Below are 20,610 nucleotides of genomic sequence, written 5' to 3'. Positions count from 1 at the left end.
GGAACGGTCGTTTTTCGCTCTTTATCCGTTCCATTGGATCGTTTGAATTTGGTCGAATTGTTCTGTTTCTTCGCGGACGCGTTCAATGTCGGCCCCAAGCGCAGCCAACTTTTCGTGGAAGCGGACATACCCGCGGTCGAGATGACGAAGCTCGGTCACGCGCGTGTAGCCGTCCGCCGCGAGTCCAGCCAAAATCAACGCCGCCGCTGCGCGCAAATCGGTGGCCGCCACTTCGGCGCCTTGCAGCTGGCACGGGCCATTGATAATGACGGAACGCCCTTCAATTTTAATATCGGCGTTCATGCGCCGGAATTCCTCCACATGCATAAAGCGATTTTCAAACACCGTCTCGGTGATCATGCTCGTGCCTTCCGCTTTCAACAAGAGAGCCATCATTTGCGACTGCATGTCGGTCGGAAAGCCCGGATATGGCATCGTTTTAATGTCGACGGCTTTCAGCTTTTCCGGACCGATGACACGCAAGCCGCTTTCCTCTTCAATGACGGTCACGCCCATTTCTTCGAGTTTGGCGATCAGCGAGCCTAAATGTTCCGGAACGGCTCCTTGCACGAGGACATTGCCGCCGGTGATTGCCGCCGCCACCATAAACGTGCCGGCTTCGATGCGGTCCGGAATGACCGTATGCGTTGTGCCGACGAGCTCGTCAACTCCCTCGATTCGAATCGTTCCGGTGCCGGCGCCGCGCACTTTGGCGCCCATCGCGTTCAAAAAGTTCGCCAAATCGACGATTTCCGGCTCTTTCGCACAGTTTTCGATCACAGTCGTGCCCTCCGCGAGCACGGCGGCCATCATAATGTTTTCCGTCGCCCCGACGCTTGGAAAGTCCAAATAAATTTTGGCGCCGCGGAGCCGTCCGTTCACTTCCGCATCGATAAAGCCATTGCCGACTTTCACAGACGCGCCCATCGCTTCAAATCCTTTTAAATGTTGATCGATCGGGCGCGAGCCAATGGCACAGCCGCCCGGCAGCGCCACGCGGGCTCGGCCGTTGCGCGCCAACAGCGGCCCCATGACAAGCACCGACGCGCGCATTTTTCGCACATATTCAAACGGCGCTTCCACCGTCAACGGACCGGTGGCATCGACGGTAACCGTCTCGTCGGCAATGTGCACATCGGCGCCTAAATAGCGGAGCACTTCACTGATTGTATATACATCGGAAAGAGCAGGCACATCATGAATCGTACTTGTTCCTTTCGTAGCCAATAAAGTGGCAGCGATGACAGGCAAAACGGCATTTTTTGCGCCTTCCACTTTGACGGTGCCGCTCAACCGGTTTCCGCCACGGACGATGATCTTTTCCAAGGTATTCCCCTCCGCGTCCAATTTCTCTATATTAGTATTCAATGGTAATGATTGGGGTTCCAGCAACGACGCGCGTCTTGCCGCCCAATCTTTCTCTCAAGGCGAGTTGCAGGTTGATCGGCTGATGATTGGCGGCCGGGAGAACGTTCTTCCACTGCCCAGTATATGCAGACAGGGAAACGAGTGACTCTTCCCGCAGCCACTCGACAGGCGTCGCTTGAAAATCGCGAAGCAATTGAGAGGCTTGGTCGAACAAACCACCTTCCATATTACCACTGAACTCGCCTTCAATACAAGCAAAAAATGTAGGGTGATTCACAAATAGTCCGTTCGTCGTTTTTTGAATGTGCTGTGCTGCTTCTTTCCACCCAGCTTGGCTCCACGTTGGGCCGGTCGCTTCATAGAGGATATACGTTTGCGGCGTTCCATTTGTGACGGTCATCACGAACTGGATTTGTTCACGAAACAAGGAATGTTCATTCGTGCCGATCGCTTTTTGCCAATGGCTCGTTTGGTGGAACGTCCAGTGAAAGGAGCGGTATGTTTGTTTGAACTCCGCCATTTTTTTGAAAAAGTCCGCATCATTTTGAATATCGTGGGCATACTCTCTTGTGTACACGACCCAGCGGCCGAGCGAGGCACCGTGCTGCGCCAATGTGTGCGCCATCATTTCCAATGGTTCGGACCATTCGTTCCCCCGCGCGCCTTCCGTCCGGTATTGCCCTGCGGCCAACAACAAGACCGCGGCGACGAGCGCCATCAGCCAACAGATTGGATTTTTTCTCATCTTCGTTCCCTTCCTCTCCTTACTTGTTATTGTTGCCACCGGGCAAGGGAACATACGTCAAAAAAATCGACAACCGGCGATTTTTGAAATCGATTTCATAAATAAACATCAAAGCGGAGGGCAAACAGCCGAGAATCCATGGAAGAAGGGGACGGGACGGGGAGCAAAGAGGCGGGGGCAAGAACGGATCAGCCGGACAGAGGGCGGGGCAAGCGGGCAATTGGAGGGGGAGCCGAAGCACCACGGCGCCCCGGGCCTCCCTATTCGCGGAACAAATACGGCAAATCGGTTGACCAAGCCCAATAGTCAAGGAAAAAGTTCGCCACCGTCGAGCCGATGGCAATCGTCAATAAAATGTACAGCAGCCGCCCTTGGACGACGCGGTTCGGCCGAAGCAGCACCTCGAGCCGCACCGCCTGCAGCGTCCACCACGTCACCGCTAGAAACGCCAAATGAACGATAATCGAAATCAACGCTTGTTGGCCGATGACCGGCATCATCAAGTTTCACCTCTTTCTCAAGCATATGTGAAACGGCGCATACGAAGCATTTCCTCTTTTTCGGAACGCGGCGCGCAGCCAAAGCACTTCATGCGTTTCGAAAACAGATTAAGCGTCGCATGACAAGCTCTTCTCCCCCGAAACAGCACCGGCCGCACATCCAAGGTGCTCCTCGTCCCGAAACAAAGCCAGCGGGATGAGCATTCCCCTCTTTCTATGAAAATGCGCAGGCCTTGAAACTTTCATGCTAGGTGGAAAGCAAACATGGCTCGATGGAGCTTTCCTGCGCAAAGCACGCAGCGCATCCCCTCCTTTCCAAACGAAGCCGGCGGCGCAAAAAAAGAGGAGAGGCATTCTCCCTCTCCCTTTATTCTACCGTTACGGCAAAAAATCGCCAAAATGCCCAAACTGGGCAAGCATATCGTAAGCAAGCCCCGGCGCCCAGCCGATCGCCAACGTTCCAAGCGCGCAAAGAACGACGGCGGTCGACAGCCCGGCCGGCAGCCGGCCAAGCGGCGCGGTGAACGTCGGGCGGAAAAAGAGCTGGACGATCAAATTGAAATAGTACACGTACGAGATGACGGTCGTGATCGCCATCACGGCGGCGAGCACATAATGGCCCGGCTCTGTGACGACAAGGCCGATGAAAATATGCAGCTTGGCGATAAAGCCAGCTGTTCCTGGGATGCCGGCGAGCGAGAGCAAAAACAGCCCGAGCGCCGCAGCCAGCAGTGGGCGGTGCCGATATAAGCCGGCCAGTCCATCCAAATCATCGGATCCGGTTTCATTGACAATATGGGCAATAATGGCAAACGTCCCGATGTTCATCAACGTATAGACGAGCAAATACATCCAGAGCGAATCGATCATCGCCCATGACATCGCGGCAAACCCCGCGAGCAAGTAGCCGGCGTGGGCGATGCTCGAGTAGGCGAGCAGCCGCTTTAAACTCCGCTGCCGAAGCGCCACGACGCTGCCGATGATCATCGTCAATCCGGCTAACACGGTGATGATCGGCTGCATCGACAAAAGGAGCGATGACGGATCCCTCCCTTCTGCCGGCGCCGCGGCAAAGATCGTCACCAGCAAACGGAGAAGAAGGACAAAGCCGGCTGTTTTCGACACGACGGCAAAAAACGCGGTCGCGGGAACGGGCGCTCCTTCGTACACGTCCGGCGCCCACATATGAAACGGAACGGTCGCCAGCTTAAACGAAACGCCGATCAGCAAAAGCAGAAACGCCAAAGCAAGCATGTACGGCTCGTTCGTCTCCTGCAAGCGGCGCGCGATGCCGCCGAGATTCGTCGTTCCGGTCAAGCCGAACACATAACTCATGCCAAACAGCATGATGGCGGTGGCGATGCCGCCGTTAATGACATATTTGAGCGCCGCCTCGTTCGATGCCGGCGCCGTTTTGCGCAAGCCGGCCAAAATGTAGGACGACACCGAAAGCAGCTCAAGGCTTACAAATAATGTAAGCAAATCGCCGCTAGACGCCATCATCATCGCCCCAAGCAGCGCAAACAACATCATATAGGCAAACTCGCCGCGGTGCGGACTGCCTTCTTTCGGCGCCCATTCGGCCACTAAAAGCAGAGCGAGCGCTCCGCCAGCCAGCACAACGAGCTTGAACGCTTTGGCGAACGCATCAAGCCGGAACGTATCATGCAAAATCGATGCCGACTCGGCCGGGATCATCGCCGCTGTCGCGATCATGGCGAGCGCCGCCGCCGCCGCGGCGCCCCAAGCAAGCGGCCGGCGGCTTCGGCTACTTGGCAGCGCCAAGTCCATCACCAACAGCGCTATGGCGGCCGCGAGGACGATCCATTCGGGCGCCATCATGCTCCAATCGGATTGCCATACATCGTTCATGTGATCAACCCCCTAGCCCGTTCATCATCGTCTTGACGACGGCCGTAAGCGGCGCGGCCAATAGCTGCGGATAGACGCCGACGGCCACGATCAACGCGACGAGGATGAACGCCGGCACAGCTTCTTTTCCTTGCAAGTCAACGACGCCCCCTTGCGGTTCACCGAGGCTTGCCGCAGATGCTTGCGGCTCACGCCAGCCCATGACCGCTTCCCGCCGGTCGCGGGGGTGGCCGAACGTGATATCAAGGACGGCTTTCAGTGAGTAGACAGCGGCGAAGATCAATCCAAGCGCCCCCACGGCGGCAAGGGCCGGCTTCGTTTGAAACAGCCCGAGGAACGACGTGAATTCACCGACAAATCCCGCCAGCCCCGGCAGACCGAGCAAGGCGAGCGCCGCTGTGAGCAAATACCCGGAAAAGAGCGGCATCGCTTTCGTCAGTCCACCAAGCCGGTTGATGTCCGTTGTTCCCATTCGATGAGCGAGCACGCCGACAAGCAAAAACGACAAGGCCGAGATGAGTCCGTGAGCCACCGATTGCAAGACCGCTCCTTGAATGCCGGCCTCATTCAACGCGCCGAGTCCGATGAGCACGACTCCCATGTGCGATACGCTCGAATAGGCGAGCACATGTTTCAATTCGCGCTGGCGAAGCGCCAACAGCGCGCCGTACAGCACGTTGATGACGCCAAATAGAGCGAGAACGCCGGCAAACGAGCGGAACTCATCCGGAAACAAGCCGACCCCGAAGCGAATCATCCCATACGCTGCGATTTTCAACAACACCCCGGCATGAAGCATCACCACCGGCGGCGGCGCTTCGACGTGGACGCGGATGAGCCAGCGGTGGAACGGAACAGCCGGCAGCTTGACAGCAAATGCTAACAGCAGCCCGCCGAGCAGCCAGCGACGCCCTTCCGCCGTCAGCGGCGCAATCAGTTGCCCTTCCGCCGCTGGATTATGTAACATTTCATGAAGCAAGGCAAAGTTCGCTGTTCCCGTTCGGGCAAGCAGCACCGCGATCACGACAAGCAGCAAAGCCGAGCCGAGCCCGTTGTACAACAAGTAGCTGTACGCCGCCCGCTCGCGCTCAAACCCGCCCCACTTGCCGACAAGCAAAAACATGGCGACCAACGTTACTTCCAAGAAGAGGAAAAACCAAACGAAATTGGCGGCGGAAAATACGCCGAGCATGCCAATCTCAAGCGCCAGCAGCCAGAGAAAATACCCTTTTTTCTCCGTTTTGACAAGCATCGACGCCAAAGCGGCCAACGTCGCCAACACCGCGGTCAGAACGATAAAGACAAGCGACAGTCCATCGATGCCAAGCTCATAGCGGATCACATACGCCGCGTCCGTCAAAAATGGCAGGTCCGTAAGCCGCACCCAGTCCCGTGCTTCGTCGAGCCGCTCGAGGCGAAACCCGCGCCCGGACTGAATGAAAGCAAACAACGCCAAAATGAGCGGCGGTACGGTGGCAGCCGTTCCGAGCCATTGAATCATTCGTTCATCCGTTTTGCGCACAAACATCAGCAACACGATGCCTAACAGCGGCGAAAAGACGAGCAGCGATAAAAACATCATAGCCAGTACCCCCCTGTTAAGGCGAAAATGACGACCAAAATCGCCAATCCGGCCACCGTCACCGCCCCATACGTCTGCGCCTGCCCGTTTTGCCCGCGCGACCCAGCCGAGGCGGCCGCGCCGACAATGCCGACGGCAAGCCGGGCAAGCCCTTCCACCAGGAAGCGGTCGACATACGCCAACAGGCGGCTGATCCATGACACAAGCGACACGACCGTCAAACGGTAAATGTCATCGATGTAGTAATGACGGCGCAGCAGCTCATCAACATACGGAACACGCGCGGACAGCCAATCGCGCGGCATTTTCTGCGCCCCGTACATCAGCCAAGCGAGAAAAATCCCTGCAAACGACACGATCGTCGCCAAAACAGCGATCCATCCCGGCGCCGCTTCATGACGATACGCTCCATCCGTCAACCATTCGCCAAGGAACGAGCCAAACCACGGCGTTTGCATGTATCCGGATGCAATCGACAGCACGCCGAGCACAAGCATTGGCGCCACCATCGAGGCCGGCGCTTCATGAGCATCCTCATGATGCCGCGCTTTGCCGGCAAAGACGAGGAAAAAGAGCCGGAACATATAAAACGACGTCAACAGCGCGGCAGCGACCGCGAGCCAAAAGAGGAGGCGCGGCCCGTTCGTCCAGGCGGCGGCCAAAATTTCGTCCTTGCTGAAAAAGCCGGCGAATAGCGGAACCCCGCTGATCGACAGCGCCCCAATGAGGAATAGCGGCGCGGTCCATGGCAGCCGCTGCCAAAGTCCGCCCATTTCCTCGATGTTTTGCGTACGGACGGCATGAATGACGCTCCCGGCGGCCAAAAAGAGGAGCGCTTTAAAGAACGCATGCGTCGTCAAATGGAAGATGGCCGCGACATAGCTGCCGGCGCCAAGCGCCAACATCATATAACCGAGCTGGCTGATCGTCGAATAGGCGAGGACGCGCTTGATGTCCGTCTGCACCAAGCCGATCGTCGCGGCGAAAATGGCCGTCACCCCGCCGATCGTCGCCACGGTCATCATGGCTGCATGGCTTGCCTCATACAGCGGAAACAATGCCGCCACAAGGTACACACCGGCCGCCACCATCGTCGCAGCGTGGATGAGCGCCGACACCGGCGTCGGGCCTTCCATCGCGTCTGGAAGCCATGTATGGAGCGGAAATTGCCCCGATTTGCCGATGGCGCCGATGAAAATCAAGATCACAGCGAGCGTCGTCATCCCCGGCGACAGCGTGCCGTCGCCGACGGCGCGGAAAATGTCATCGTAATCAAAGCTGTGCGTTTGCCAAAAGAGCAACATCATGCCGATAAAAAAGCCAACGTCGCCGATGCGCGTCATGATGAACGCTTTTTTCGCCGCCGCTTTTGCTTCTTCCTTATAGAAGTAAAAACCGATCAGCAAAAACGATCCAAGCCCGACGAGCTCCCAAAAGATGTACGCCTGCAGCAAATTCGGCGACAGCACAAGACCGAGCATCGCAAACGTAAACAGGCCCAAATACGCGTAAAAGGTGGAAAACCGTTCATCGCCAGCCATGTACCCTTGCGAATACACATGGACGAGCCAGCTGACGAGTGCGACGACGACGAGCATCCAAGCGTTTAGGGCGGTGGCGGAAATCCCGACCGTCAACGTCACGCCGCCTATCGTCATCCATGTCCAGTTTGCCTCATACGTCGACCCGCCAAGGCGGTCCACAAGCACCGCGAGCGCCAAAAGCAACGACAAGAACGCCGCGGCGATGCCGACATAGGCGCTTCGCTGTTTCCATCTCCGTCCGAACAGCAGCAACAGAATGAACGAACCAAGCGGGAACAGCGGCACGACCCAAGCTAGGTTCATCATCGTTCCCATCCCCTTCTCTAATGTTTCAACGAATTGGCTTCATCGACTTGAACCGTCTTCCGGCTGCGGTAAAAAGCGATGAGCGCAGCTAAGCCGACGGCTGCTTCCGCCGCCGCCACGGCGATCGCAAACAGCGCGAACACGTGCCCGTGAACGCTGGGATGGGCGCCGTATTTGGCAAAAGCGACGAAATTGATGTTGACCGCGTTTAACATCAGTTCAATACAAATGAGCACAATGACCGTATTTCGCTTCGTCAGCGCCCCATACAAGCCGATGCAAAACAAGATCAGCGCCAACGCTAAATAGGCCGATAATGTCATTCGTCTTCCGCCCCCTTGCCGTCTTTTTTCGCCAACACGATCGCGCCAATTAAGGCGACAAGCAAAATGACGGACACGATTTCAAACGGAATCGTATAATACGAGTAAAGCGACTTGCCGATCGCCTTCGCGTTGTCGCCCGAAAGCGCGCTGCCGTCAGCGCCGAAGTCGAGCTGGCGGATGCCGAAGTAGACGGCAAGGCCGAAGGCGATGACGGAGAGGGCGGCAACCGCTTTATGCCAGACGCCGCCGGTGGTTGGGCGCTCCCTTTCGTCTGTGTGATGGCGCGTCAGCATGATCGCAAACAGCATGATGATCGTGATGGCTCCGGAATAGATAAGCACTTGCACAACAGCGACAAATTCGGCGGACAACAGCACGTACAGCCCGGCAATGCCTACAAATGTCATGACGAGGGCGATGACCATATGGACGACGTTCGTCAGCTGGAGCATCGTCACTCCCCCGGCAATCGCCGCGAGGGCGAGCAAGAAAAAGGCGATGTCCGTTCCGCTCACGGCTTATTCTCCCTTCTGATGTTCGTATCGTTTTCATCGAGCCAGGCCAAATCTTTATACAGAGCGTCGCGGCTGTATTCCGCGAGCTCAAAGTTGTTCGTCATGACAATCGCTTCCGTTGGGCATACTTCCGTGCACAAATCACATAAAATGCAAATTTCAAAGTTGATGTTGTACGTCTCAATCACTTTCCCTTTTTTCGTCGGATCGGGATGTTTTTTCCCGGTCAGCTGGATGCATTCGGTCGGGCAAATGTTGACACACTGGTTGCACACGATGCATTTTTCGGGATAAAATTTCTGGATGCCGCGAAACCGATCCGGGAGCGGGAGCGGTTCGTGCGGGTAATCGTACGTCACTTTTTCGCGCGTCAACTCTTTTAACGTATACGCCAATCCTTTCATCAACCCAATCATCCGTCTTCTACCCCTCTCATGGGAAAAGTGGCGTTCCGACACGACCTCTGCCCGAAGGAGGAGGCCATGCTCATGGGCGGCTGCCCCCTTCTTGGCAAGACAAGTTGCTTTGTTCCTTTAGAGGACTGGTGAAAAACGACCGATTTCGCCGAATCCGTTGCTTTTGGGTGAAAGAGAGGCGTTGATTTTACAGGACTTCTCAATTTGAAAAGAGTCCGTTTTTCGCGACTTTTCACTAAATCACCGGCCTTTTAGAAAAACCACGCTTTCACGACCGCCGTCAGCACAATGTTGACGAGCGAAAGCGGAAGCAGCACTTTCCAGGCGAACTCCATCAGCTGGTCGGCGCGCACGCGCGGAAATGTGGCGCGAAACCAAATGAGGACGAAAACGACCGCACAAAACTTCAGCGCAAACCAGACCGCGCCAGGAATCCAGCCGAGAAATGCGACCGGATGCCAACCGCCGAGAAACAAAATCGTCACAAGCGCCGCCATGGCGAACAAATACACATACTCGGCGAGCATAAAGAACGCCCAACGGAACCCGGAATATTCGACATGGAAGCCGGCGACGAGCTCGGACTCCGCCTCCGGCAAGTCAAACGGCGTCCGGTTCAACTCGGCCACCGCGGCAATGAGGAAAATCAAAAACGCCAACGGCTGGGCGAAAATGAACCAGACGTCTTTTTGCGCCGCAACGATGTCGACTAAATTCATGCTTCCAGCCAAAAGCACGACGCCAAGCGCTGACATGACGAGCGGAATTTCATACGAAATCATTTGCGCCGCCGCGCGCATGCCGCCAAGCAGAGCGTATTTGTTGTTCGACGCCCAGCCGCCGGCGACAACGCCGATGGTTGTCAAGCCGGAGACAGCGATATAATACAGAAGGCCGACGCCGATATCGGCGAACCGGAACGAATCGGTAAACGGCAATACCGCCAGCACCATAAACGACGGCGTAAAGGCGATGATCGGCGCCAACACGTACAGCGGACGGTCGGCTGCTTTCGGGATCGTATCCTCTTTCAAAAGCAGCTTCAACACATCGGCAACGGTTTGCAACAGTCCGAAGCGGCCGCCGACCTGGTTCGGGCCGATGCGCCCTTGCATAAACCCCATCACTTTCCGCTCGGCCAAAATGCCGTATGTGACAAACCCGAGCACGACCGCCAAAAGCAACGCCCCAAGCCCGAAAAACAGGGCGATGTTCGACCAACTTGGCGTCGATTCAAGCCATTGCTCCATCATCCATCGACCTCCCCGAGCACAATGTCAATCGACCCGAGAATGGCAATGACATTGGCCAAGTTTTCCCCTTTGAGCAACTTCGGGAGTATTTGCAGATTGTAAAACGACGGACGCCGGAATTTGAGGCGGTACGGCTCCTTTTTGCCGTCGCTCGCAATATAGCAGCCGATCTCGCCGCGCGGCGCCTCGATGCGGACGAACGTCTCGCCCGGCGGCGCTTTTATGATGCGGGGCACTTTTCCCATGATCGGCCCCTCAGGCGGAAATTGCTCGCACGCCTGCTCGATGATGCGAAGCGACTGCTCAATTTCCGCCATCCGGCATTCATAGCGGGCAAGGCAGTCGCCGCCATCGCGCACCGGCACGTCAAAATCAAAGCGGTCATAGATCGAATACGGTTCATCTTTGCGCAAATCCCATTTGACGCCGGTCGACCGCAAGTTGACGCCGCTGAGCGAATAGCTGATCGCCTCTTCTTTCGTATACCGCCCGACGCCGGTGACGCGCTGGCGGAAAATTTCATTGCCAGTGACAAGCTCATGATAGCCGTGAAGTTTCTCCCGCATGTACGGAACGAACTGCTTCACTTTGTCAATCCAACCGTCCGGCGCATCCCATTTGACGCCGCCGATGCGCATATAGTTGAACGTCAGCCGCGCTCCAGACAGCTCATTTAATAGATTAATAATCATTTCGCGTTCGCGGAACGCGTACAAAAACGGGCTCGTCGCACCAAGATCGAGCAAATACGTCCCCCACCAGACGAGGTGGCTGGCGATCCGCCCGAGCTCCATGGCGAGAACGCGCAAATATTCGGCCCGCTCCGGCACTTCAATGCCCATCATCGTTTCGACCGCATGGCAAAGCACATAGTTGTTCGTCATCGCCGACAAGTAGTCCATCCGGTCGGTGTACGGGATGATTTGCGTGTATTGCAGCCCTTCGGCGATTTTTTCCGTCCCTCGATGCAAATAGCCGATGACCGGCGTCGCCTCTTGAATGATCTCGCCGTCAATTTTTAAAATGAGGCGGAACACCCCGTGCGTGCTCGGATGCTGAGGGCCGACGTTTAAAATCATTTCTTCTGTGCGCAGCATCATCTACACCTCCGCATCGTACGGCTCGTAATCTTTGCGCAGCGGATGCCCAACCCAGTGCTCCCCAAGAAAGATGCGGATTAAGTTCGGGTGGCCGCGGAAACGGATGCCAAGCAAATCGTACGCTTCGCACTCCGGCCAGTTCGCCCCCGGCCAAAGCGGAACGAGCGAATCGACTTCCGGGTTGTCGCGCTCGATTTTGACTTTCAGCGCCACCGGCTGCCGGTTTGGATAGGAATACAAATGGACGTACACTTCCATATGCGTCTGAAAATCGGTGCCGTGCAGCTCGGATAAATAATCAAACTGCAGCTGTTCATGGCCCTTTAACAACTCAGCGACTTTGTAGTACGCCTCTTTTTTCACGACAAGCGTCGGCACATCTTTCGCCAGCCGGTTGATGTATGCATCCTCGAGCACGTCCGAACCGAGATGCTCATGAATGATGCGGACATATTTCTCAAGCAGCGGATCGTTCGGCGATGAAGCAGATGGCTTCGCCGCCCCGCCATCCTCCCCAGCGGCTGCGGCCTTCGCCCGGGCAGCCGCGGCCGCTTTCGCTTTCGCCGCCGCGATCGCCTTTTGTTTCGCCTCATCGTCGGCAGCATCGCCTTGCTGCTTCGCCATAGCAGCAGCCCGCGCTTTCGCTGCAGCGGCGGCTTTCGCTTTTTGCTTCGCCAGCTCGTCATCGCTTCCCGCCGCTTCAGCGGCCTTCTGTTTGGCCAGCGCCGCCGCCTTCGCCTTAGCCGCCGCGGCAGCCTTTTTCTTCGCTAACTCGAGGTCCTCTTCCGACGCACCTGCGGACGCGGCCGCCTCGCGCTGACGACGCAGTTCGGCCGCTTTCGCCCGCGCTTCTTCCGCCGCTTTCTTCTTCGCCGCCTCAAGGTCGTCCCCGGACCCCGCTCCCGACGCCGCCGCCTCGCGTTGTCGCCGCAGTTCGGCCGCTTTCGCCCGCGCTTCCTCGGCTGCCTTCCGCTTCGCCGCCTCGAGGTCGTCCCCTGTCGCCGCACCAGACGCAGCGGCCTCCCGCTGTCTTCGCAATTCCGCCGCCTTCGCCCGCGCTTCCTCCGCCGCCTTCCGCTTCGCCGCCTCGAGGTCGTCCCCGGACGCCGCCGCCTCGCGCTGTCGCCGCAACTCGGCGGCCTTGGCTCGCACCTCTTCGGCAACTCGTTTTTTCGCTGACGCGATGTCTTCAGCCGATGGCGGCTGCGCCGCGCCGCCCGGCGCTTCATTTGCCGGGCCGTCGGATACATCCGAAGAAGGATTCAAATCATCGCTTCGGGCGTCACCGGTTTCAGCGGCTTGCTTCGCCTGTTCTGCTGCTTGCTTGGCCGCGAGCCGTTCGCGCGCCAGCTGTTTTGCCCGCTCGGCTGCTTCTTTTTTTCGCTGGGCCAAATCTTTTTCTTCATCCATCGGTTACAGCACCTTCTTCCCCGTTTTGGCTTCCAGTCGGATTTTTTCTTTTAATTTATGAATGCCGTAGATGAGCGCTGCCGGGTTCGGCGGACAGCCTGGTATGTACACGTCCACCGGGACAATTTGGTCGACGCCTTTGACGACGCTGTACGATTTGACGTACGGGCCGCCGGCTGTCGCACACGAACCCATGGCGATGACCCATTTCGGTTCGGGCATTTGGTCATACAACCGGCGCAAGAGCGGCGCCATTTTTTTCGTCACCGTGCCCGAGACAATCATGACGTCCGCCTGCCGCGGCGAGGCGCGGAAAAACGAACCGAACCGGTCGAGGTCGTAATGGGCGCCGCCGACCGCCATCATCTCGATGGCGCAACAGGCAAGGCCGAACGTCAACGGCCAAAGCGAACTGCTTCGGGCCCATCCTTTCAACTGTTCCAACGTCGTCAAAAAGACGTTTCGCTTCACTTCTTCCATTTCGACGCCAGAAAAACCCTCCCATTTCACATCCATCGTAACACCTTCTTTTTCCAAGCATAGATCAAGCCAATGGCAAGCAAAACGATGAACATGATCATTTCCACCAACGCGAACAAGCCGAGTTGGTCATAGACAACAGCCCACGGGTACAAAAACACCGTCTCGATATCGAAAATGACAAACAGCAAGGCAAATAGGTAGTACCGAACTTGGAACTGAACGCGCGAGTCGTGAAAGGGATTGTTACCGCTTTCATAAATTGTCGCCTTTGCATCACTCGGCACGTGCGGCCGCAGCCACCGCCCGGCCGTGAGCGCCCCGATCGGCAGCAACACACCGAGGCAAAGGAAGACGAAGATGATCAAATAACTGTTTGCATAGATGTTGCTCAACCAGCTCGCCCCCTTCCGGTTTACTACATACGTATGGTGTTAATGATGAAATTTTTCAATAATTCCTTCGATTTCATTATAACATTTATATCCAGCCGTGTCAGCAAAACTTCAAGTTAACACTGTCAACACGGTATCCATTCATGTAAGCGCTTCATCTTTGTTGAAACGACGGAATGCGAGGAACGAAAAAAGAGAGAGCGTTTGCCTCTCTCCTTGACGGACGATTCTTCCGTTTTCATCAAAAAAAGCAGGGGAAAAACTCCCCTGCTTTTTACTTCATTTCCGCAACGCTCAAACGGTTCATGGCGCGTTTTAACGCCAGTTCGGCCCGTTTGAAGTCGATGTCATCCTGCTGGCTTTGCAGGCGGCGCTCCGCCCGCTCTTTCGCCGCTTTGGCGCGGAGGACGTCAATGTCCTCCGCCCGTTCAGCAGCTTGAGCCAAAATCGTCACGTTGTCCGGGCGGACTTCCAAAAAGCCGCCGCTGACGGCAATGTATTGCGTTTTGCCGCCTTTTTTCAACCGGGCCGCGCTGATCTCGAGCGGGGCGACAAGCGGGATGTGCCCCGGCAAAATGCCGAGCTCGCCGCTTTTCGCTTTGACGCTGACCATCTCAACATCGTCTTCGTACACCGGGCCATCAGGAGTAACGACGCTCACGTGGATCGTTTTCATTGTCCAATCCCCCTATCCCGGGTCACACTTCGACACCCATCGCTTTCGCTTTTTCAACGACTTCTTCAATGCGGCCGACTAAGCGGAACGCATCTTCCGGAAGATGGTCGTATTTGCCTTCCAAAATTTCTTTAAAGCCGCGCACCGTTTCTTTGACCGGCACGTAGGAGCCCGGTTGGCCCGTGAACTGCTCCGCCACGTGGAAGTTTTGCGACAAGAAGAACTGGATGCGGCGGGCGCGGTGAACGACGAGTTTGTCTTCGTCCGACAGTTCGTCCATCCCCAAGATGGCGATGATGTCTTGCAATTCTTTATAACGTTGCAGCGTTTGCTGCACTTTGCGGGCGACTTGATAATGCTCCTCGCCGACGATTTCCGGCGCCAACGCACGCGATGTCGAAGCGAGCGGGTCAACGGCCGGATAAATCCCCATCTCCGCGAGCTTCCGCTCCAGGTTCGTCGTCGCATCCAAGTGCGAGAACGTCGTGGCCGGAGCCGGGTCCGTATAGTCGTCGGCCGGGACGTAAATCGCTTGAATCGAGGTGATCGAGCCTTTCGCCGTCGACGTGATCCGCTCTTGCAATTGACCCATCTCCGTCGCCAATGTCGGTTGGTAACCAACGGCCGACGGCATGCGGCCTAACAGCGCCGACACTTCCGAACCGGCCTGCGTGAAACGGAAGATGTTATCGATAAAGAGCAACACGTCTTGGCCTTGTTCATCACGGAAGTATTCGGCCATCGTCAAGCCGGTCAAGGCGACGCGCATCCGCGCCCCCGGCGGCTCATTCATTTGTCCGAACACCATGGCCGTTTTGCTGATGACGCCGGAATCTTTCATCTCATGGTACAAGTCGTTTCCTTCGCGCGTCCGTTCGCCGACGCCAGCAAAGACGGAAATCCCGCCGTGCTCTTGGGCGATGTTGTGAATCAGCTCTTGGATCAAGACCGTTTTTCCTACGCCAGCGCCGCCGAACAAACCGATTTTTCCGCCTTTAATATACGGGGCAAGCAAGTCAACGACTTTAATCCCCGTTTCCAAAATTTCGACTTCCGTCGCCAATTCCTCGAATTTTGGCGCCGGACGGTGAATCGGGTCGCGGCGGGCGTCAGCCGGAATGTCGCCTTCCAAGTCGATCGGCTCGCCCAAGACGTTGAACACGCGGCCAAGCGTGACTTCGCCGACCGGCACCGAAATCGGTGCACCGGTATCGATGACTTCCATGCCGCGGATGAGGCCGTCTGTGGACGCCATCGCGATCGTCCGTACTGTATCATCGCCAAGGTGCAAGGCGACTTCCAATGTCAAGTCGATGTCGACTTCGTTTTCGTTGCGCGCTTTATGTTGAATTTTCAGGGCGTTGTAGATCGCCGGCAAGTGGCCGTTCTCAAACTTGACGTCTACAACCGGACCCATGACTTGGATAACGCGTCCTCTTGTCATCGTTTTCCCTCCTAACTTGCTAGTCCCCTATTGCAAGGCGTTTGCTCCGGCGACAATTTCCGTAATTTCTTGCGTAATCGCCGCTTGGCGAGCGCGGTTGTAGGAAAGCGTCAATGTGCGAATGAGCTCGTTCGCATTGTCCGTTGCGTTCTTCATCGCCGTCATGCGGGCGGCGTGTTCGCTTGCTTTTGCATCGAGCAATGCGCCGTAAATGAGGCTTTCCGCATACTGCGGCAATAAGACGTCCAAAATTTCTTCTTGCGACGGTTCAAATTCGTACACCGTGCGCTGCTTATTCTCCGCCAAGTCAGTGAGCGGCAGAAGCTTCCGTTCCGTCACCTCTTGCTGGATCGCGCTCACGTAATGGTTGTAATACATATACAGCTCGTCAAACGTACCGTCGGCGAATAACCCAACCGTTTTGCGGGCGATTTCTTTAATATCAGCAAACGACGGCTGGTCCGGCAAGCGCGTGATGTCGAGAATGACCGGCATGTTCCGCTTGCGGAAGAAGCTCAACCCGACGCGGCCGATGACGATGATCGCATATTCGTCCGGAGAAGCATGGCGTTTTTGGATCGTTTGGTACACGAGGCGCAGCACGTTGCTGTTGTACGCGCCAGCCAGACCGCGATCCGACGTGATCACGAGATAACCGGTTTTTTTCACCGGGCGCGAAACGAGCATCGGATGCGAAGCCCCCCCGGCGCCAAGCGCCACATTGGCCACGACTTCTTGAATTTTCTCCATATATGGAACGAACGATTTCGCGTTTTGCTCCGCGCGGTTCAGCTTCGACGTCGAGACCATTTCCATCGCTTTTGTAATTTGGCTTGTCTTCTTCGTCGCATTGATGCGCGTTTTAATATCGCGTAACGATGCCAAAGGTTTCACCACCTTTTTGCTGCACGGGTTCTAACAGGCGTGAGGGGGCGATATGCCCCCGCCGGCCTTATTGTGAAACGACAAACGTTTTCTTGAACGCTTCGATCGCTTGATTGAGATCGTCTTCGTTCGGAAGATCTTTCGTCGTGCGGATGTGCTCAAGCAAGTGTTGGCCGTTTTGGTCGAGCCACAAGTAAAACTCTTTCTCGAAACGGCGCACATCTTCAACCGGGATGTCGTCCAAAAAGCCGCGCGTCAATGCATAGATGATCAACACTTGTTTTTCGACCGGAATCGGCTGATGCAAATCTTGCTTCAGCACTTCGACCGTGCGCGCCCCGCGGGCGAGCTTCGCCTGCGTCGCTTTATCGAGGTCGGAGCCGAATTGGGCGAACGCTTCGAGCTCACGGTAAGCGGCCAAGTCCAAACGAAGCGTCCCGGCTACTTTTTTCATCGCTTTGATTTGCGCTGCCCCACCGACGCGCGAAACGGACAACCCTGCGTTGATCGCTGGGCGGACGCCGGAGAAGAACAAGTCCGATTGCAAGAAAATTTGCCCGTCCGTAATCGAGATGACGTTCGTCGGAATGTACGCGGAAATATCGCCCGCTTGCGTTTCGACGAACGGAAGCGCAGTCAACGAACCGCCGCCTTTGGCATCGCTCAATTTCGCTGCGCGCTCAAGCAGGCGGGAGTGCAAGTAGAAAATATCCCCCGGATACGCTTCACGGCCCGGCGGGCGGCGAAGCAAGAGCGACAATTCACGGTATGCCGCGGCCTGCTTCGATAAATCGTCGTACACAACCAAAACGTGCTTGCCCTTATACATGAAGTACTCGCCCATCGCCACACCGGCATACGGCGCCAAGAACAAAAGCGGAGCCGGCTGCGACGCCGAAGCGGTGACGACGATCGTATAGTCGAGCGCGCCGTGTTTGCGGAGCGTTTCGACAACGGTGCGGACCGTCGATTCTTTTTGCCCGATGGCGACATAAATACAAATCATGTTTTGGTCTTTTTGGTTGATGATCGTGTCAATGGCGACGGACGTTTTCCCCGTTTGCCGGTCGCCGATGATGAGCTCGCGCTGGCCGCGGCCGATCGGCACGAGCGCGTCGATCGCTTTAATCCCGGTTTGCAGCGGCTCATGCACCGATCTCCGGTCCATAACGCCCGGCGCCGGGCTCTCGATCGGGCGCGTTTCCGTCGTTTCCACCGGCCCTAATCCGTCAACAGGCTGACCGAGTGGGTTGACAACGCGGCCGATGAGCGCTTCCCCAACGGGCACTTCCATGATCCGGCCCGTACGGCGCACTTCGTCCCCTTCTTTAATGCCGGTGTACGGTCCTAAAATAACGATACCGACGTTGTTTTCTTCCAAGTTCAACGCCATGCCCATCACGCCGTTGGCAAACTCGACGAGCTCGCCGGACATGACGTTATCGAGCCCATGAGCGCGCGCGATCCCGTCGCCGACTTGGATGACGGTTCCGACATCGCTCACTTGGATTTGCGATTCATAGTTTTCAATCTGCTGCTTAATGAGCGCGCTGATTTCTTCCGCTCGAATGCTCATGCCTTTCACCCCTGTCTTCAAATGTTAGCCGATCAGCTGCCGCCGAATCCGTTCAAGCTGCCCGCTGACGCTGCCGTCGTAAATGCGGTTGCCGATGCGCAGCTTCACGCCGCCGATGAGTTCCGGATCAATGATATTTTCAATCTCAAGCGTCTGTTTGCCGACTTTTTGGGCAAAGACGTCGGAAAGCGCCCGCAGTTCTTCGTCCGTCAACGGCCGCGCCGAATAGGCGACCGCCTTGGCGATGCCGCGCGCATCGTCGACGAGGGCGAGAAACTGTTCCGCCAGCTCGGGCACAAGGCCGAAGCGATGGCGCTCCAGAAGAAGGAGAAGCGTGTTTTGCACCGGGGTGGACACACCGGCGAACGCTTCGCGGATGAGCGCTTTTTTCTGATCCAAGGAAAGTTTCGGATACGAAAGAAGCGATAAAAACTCGCCGTTTTCCGCCAACGCCTGGCGCACGGCGCGAACATCTTCTTCGATTCGATCAAGCTGTCCTTGTTCGAGCGCGATTTGGAACAAAGCGGACGCGTACCGTTTGGCGATCACTTCTTGGTTCATCGCGCTCCTCCTACCTCTTGAACGTCTTTGATGTACGCTTCGATCAGCTTGCGTTGATCTTGCTCGGTCAGCTCTTTTTCAATCACTTTTGAGGCGATCAAGACAGACAACGAGGCCACTTGTTCGCGGAGCGCGGCCATCGCCTGTTCTTTTTCACGCTCGATTTCTTTTTTCGCCGCTTCTTTCACCCGTTCCGCTTCCGCACGGGCCGAGGCGACAATTTGTTCTTTCTGCTCTTCAGCCAGCTTGCGCGCGTTTTCAATGAGCGCTTGCGCTTCTTGGCGCGACTGCTTCATCAGTTCGCGCTGTTCTTCAAGAAGTTTTTCTGCTTCTTGACGGCGTTTTTCCGCCTGGTCGATTTCGTTCGCGATATGTTCTTCACGTTGTTTCATGATATTCATTAACGGCTGCCAAGCGAATTTGCGCAACAAGGCCAGCAAAATAATGAACATCAGCAATTGGTAAATAATCGTGCCGCCGCTGATGCCATGCGCCGCTTCGCCGAGCACCCATACGTTTGCCTTCCACAACACCGCGTTTCACTCCTTTCGACAGCTATCGCACCGATGCGGTCTCGCAAAACCGCACATAAAGGAATGGCGAAGGTGGTCGTTGACACGAACTTCGCCATCACTTTCCATATCGATTTCTTATCGACCTAAGTAAATGAACGAGAAGACGACACCGATGATCGGAAGCGCCTCAACCAACGCAACCCCGATGAACATCGTCGTTTGCAAAACCGGACGCAATTCTGGTTGACGAGCAATCCCTTCAATGGTACGGCTGACGATCAACCCGTTGCCGATGCCGGCGCCTAACGCCCCCAAACCTACCGCAATCGCAGCTGCAAGTACACCCAAACTCATGTTGATAGATCCTCCTTCACCATGTTAAAGTAATGTTTCAAGTCCTTAATGAAATGATAAGGAATGCTCAATGGTCATGACTGACCTTATGAGCCATATAAACCATGGTTAACATCGTAAAAATGAACGCCTGAATCGTTCCGACAAAAATACTGAACGCTTGCCACACCATCATCGGAATGGCTGCGCCAACAGCGCCAAGCACACCGTAATGCGTGCCAAGGCTGGCGAGCAAGCCAAGCAAAATTTCCCCGGCGTAAATGTTCCCGAAAAGACGCAAACCGAGCGTCAGCGTGTTGGCAAACTCTTCGATGATTTTAAGCGGGAACAACCAGGCGACTGGACGGGTGTAATCGCGCAAATAGTCGGATGCCCCTTTCATTTTCACCCCATAGTAGTGGGTGAGGGCGACGACCATCACCGCCAGCGTCAACGTAACGGTCGCATCCGCGGTCGGCGATTTCCACCAAAGTTCGCCGTTGACATGGACGGAAAACGGCAGTCCAAGCATATTGGCCACAAACACATACATGATGAGCGTGACCCCCAGCGTCAAAAAGCGGCCGCCCGTTTGCCAATCCATCGTGCTGTTAATGATGCCTCTAACAAAGTCAAAGACCCACTCCATAAAGTTTTGCATCCCCGTCGGGCGCAGCTGAAGCGAGCGAGTAGCCGCAACAGCAATGATGAAAACGATCAAACAGGTGATCGTAATCATCAACATATCAGATAAATTAAACGTAAGGCCTAAAAATTCGACAAGCGGCGCTTTATGCTCCATCCTCTC

General features: G+C 56.1%; 22 protein-coding genes. All 22 read right to left on the bottom strand.

What is annotated here, in order from left to right:
- Positions 1-21 precede the first annotated feature (21 nt).
- Positions 22-1,326 carry a UDP-N-acetylglucosamine 1-carboxyvinyltransferase gene (murA, locus tag ETR37_RS10780; RefSeq protein WP_014196941.1) on the bottom strand — a complete coding sequence of 435 codons (1,305 nt, stop codon included), beginning with the start codon at positions 1,324-1,326 and terminating at the stop codon, positions 22-24.
- A gap of 31 nt (positions 1,327-1,357) precedes the next feature.
- A complete protein-coding gene (locus ETR37_RS10775) occupies positions 1,358-2,113 on the bottom strand; it encodes a YwmB family TATA-box binding protein (protein ID WP_129447237.1) in 756 nt (251 codons plus the stop codon).
- Between the two features lie 260 nt (positions 2,114-2,373).
- Positions 2,374-2,613: a DUF1146 family protein gene (locus tag ETR37_RS10770; protein WP_011232810.1), complete on the bottom strand. Its 240-nt coding sequence runs from the start codon at positions 2,611-2,613 to the stop codon at positions 2,374-2,376.
- A gap of 378 nt (positions 2,614-2,991) precedes the next feature.
- Positions 2,992-4,485, bottom strand: a complete 1,494-nt coding sequence (nuoN, locus tag ETR37_RS10765; RefSeq protein WP_129447236.1) for an NADH-quinone oxidoreductase subunit NuoN — start codon at positions 4,483-4,485, stop codon at positions 2,992-2,994.
- Positions 4,486-4,489: 4 nt separating this feature from the next.
- Positions 4,490-6,067 (bottom strand): NADH-quinone oxidoreductase subunit M, encoded by a 1,578-nt coding sequence (locus ETR37_RS10760; protein ID WP_129447235.1) that lies wholly within the window; start codon positions 6,065-6,067, stop codon positions 4,490-4,492.
- Entirely contained in the window at positions 6,064-7,917 is a 1,854-nt protein-coding gene (gene nuoL / locus ETR37_RS10755) for an NADH-quinone oxidoreductase subunit L (protein ID WP_129447234.1), read from the bottom strand. Before nuoL ends, ETR37_RS10760 begins: the two co-directional genes overlap by 4 nt.
- A 17-nt stretch (positions 7,918-7,934) precedes the next feature.
- Positions 7,935-8,240: an NADH-quinone oxidoreductase subunit NuoK gene (gene nuoK / locus ETR37_RS10750; RefSeq protein WP_011232815.1), complete on the bottom strand. Its 306-nt coding sequence runs from the start codon at positions 8,238-8,240 to the stop codon at positions 7,935-7,937.
- Positions 8,237-8,758, bottom strand: coding sequence for an NADH-quinone oxidoreductase subunit J (locus ETR37_RS10745; RefSeq protein ID WP_053414169.1), 522 nt, complete (start codon positions 8,756-8,758; stop codon positions 8,237-8,239). The genes nuoK and ETR37_RS10745 overlap by 4 nt, the downstream gene beginning before the upstream one ends.
- Complete coding sequence (gene nuoI, locus ETR37_RS10740) at positions 8,755-9,174, bottom strand: NADH-quinone oxidoreductase subunit NuoI (RefSeq protein WP_013146600.1); 420 nt, start codon at positions 9,172-9,174, stop codon at positions 8,755-8,757. Before nuoI ends, ETR37_RS10745 begins: the two co-directional genes overlap by 4 nt.
- 251 nt (positions 9,175-9,425) lie before the next feature.
- Positions 9,426-10,427, bottom strand: coding sequence for an NADH-quinone oxidoreductase subunit NuoH (gene nuoH, locus ETR37_RS10735; RefSeq protein WP_069304566.1), 1,002 nt, complete (start codon positions 10,425-10,427; stop codon positions 9,426-9,428).
- Positions 10,424-11,524 (bottom strand): NADH-quinone oxidoreductase subunit D, encoded by a 1,101-nt coding sequence (locus tag ETR37_RS10730; protein ID WP_033005905.1) that lies wholly within the window; start codon positions 11,522-11,524, stop codon positions 10,424-10,426. The genes nuoH and ETR37_RS10730 overlap by 4 nt, the downstream gene beginning before the upstream one ends.
- A 3-nt stretch (positions 11,525-11,527) precedes the next feature.
- Positions 11,528-12,937 (bottom strand): NADH-quinone oxidoreductase subunit C, encoded by a 1,410-nt coding sequence (locus ETR37_RS10725; protein ID WP_129447233.1) that lies wholly within the window; start codon positions 12,935-12,937, stop codon positions 11,528-11,530.
- A gap of 3 nt (positions 12,938-12,940) precedes the next feature.
- Positions 12,941-13,453, bottom strand: a complete 513-nt coding sequence (locus ETR37_RS10720; protein ID WP_011232822.1) for a NuoB/complex I 20 kDa subunit family protein — start codon at positions 13,451-13,453, stop codon at positions 12,941-12,943.
- Positions 13,444-13,812: an NADH-quinone oxidoreductase subunit A gene (locus ETR37_RS10715; protein ID WP_015376058.1), complete on the bottom strand. Its 369-nt coding sequence runs from the start codon at positions 13,810-13,812 to the stop codon at positions 13,444-13,446. Before ETR37_RS10715 ends, ETR37_RS10720 begins: the two co-directional genes overlap by 10 nt.
- A 274-nt stretch (positions 13,813-14,086) precedes the next feature.
- A complete protein-coding gene (locus ETR37_RS10710; protein WP_015376059.1) occupies positions 14,087-14,488 on the bottom strand; it encodes a F0F1 ATP synthase subunit epsilon in 402 nt (133 codons plus the stop codon).
- A 22-nt stretch (positions 14,489-14,510) separates the two neighbouring features.
- Complete coding sequence (gene atpD, locus ETR37_RS10705; RefSeq protein WP_011232825.1) at positions 14,511-15,932, bottom strand: F0F1 ATP synthase subunit beta; 1,422 nt, start codon at positions 15,930-15,932, stop codon at positions 14,511-14,513.
- Positions 15,933-15,959: 27 nt separating this feature from the next.
- On the bottom strand, positions 15,960-16,817 hold the full coding sequence (gene atpG, locus ETR37_RS10700) for an ATP synthase F1 subunit gamma (protein WP_011232826.1): 858 nt from the start codon (positions 16,815-16,817) through the stop codon (positions 15,960-15,962).
- A 67-nt stretch (positions 16,818-16,884) separates the two neighbouring features.
- The gene (atpA, locus tag ETR37_RS10695) at positions 16,885-18,393 is read right to left on the bottom strand and encodes a F0F1 ATP synthase subunit alpha (protein ID WP_129447232.1); all 1,509 of its coding nucleotides are present in this window, start codon (positions 18,391-18,393) and stop codon (positions 16,885-16,887) included.
- Positions 18,394-18,417: 24 nt separating this feature from the next.
- Positions 18,418-18,954 carry a F0F1 ATP synthase subunit delta gene (locus ETR37_RS10690; RefSeq protein ID WP_011232828.1) on the bottom strand — a complete coding sequence of 179 codons (537 nt, stop codon included), beginning with the start codon at positions 18,952-18,954 and terminating at the stop codon, positions 18,418-18,420.
- A complete protein-coding gene (locus ETR37_RS10685; RefSeq protein WP_190300174.1) occupies positions 18,951-19,484 on the bottom strand; it encodes a F0F1 ATP synthase subunit B in 534 nt (177 codons plus the stop codon). Before ETR37_RS10685 ends, ETR37_RS10690 begins: the two co-directional genes overlap by 4 nt.
- A gap of 120 nt (positions 19,485-19,604) precedes the next feature.
- Complete coding sequence (gene atpE, locus ETR37_RS10680) at positions 19,605-19,823, bottom strand: F0F1 ATP synthase subunit C (protein ID WP_011232830.1); 219 nt, start codon at positions 19,821-19,823, stop codon at positions 19,605-19,607.
- A gap of 67 nt (positions 19,824-19,890) precedes the next feature.
- The gene (atpB, locus tag ETR37_RS10675; RefSeq protein ID WP_015376063.1) at positions 19,891-20,604 is read right to left on the bottom strand and encodes a F0F1 ATP synthase subunit A; all 714 of its coding nucleotides are present in this window, start codon (positions 20,602-20,604) and stop codon (positions 19,891-19,893) included.
- Positions 20,605-20,610: the final 6 nt, after the last annotated feature.

This window comes from Geobacillus sp. PK12, from assembly GCF_004123125.1.
GTDB classification, from domain to species: domain Bacteria; phylum Bacillota; class Bacilli; order Bacillales; family Anoxybacillaceae; genus Geobacillus; species Geobacillus zalihae.
Note: the sequence above shows the minus strand (reverse complement) of the source record. Positions and strands in the feature narration are given on the sequence as shown.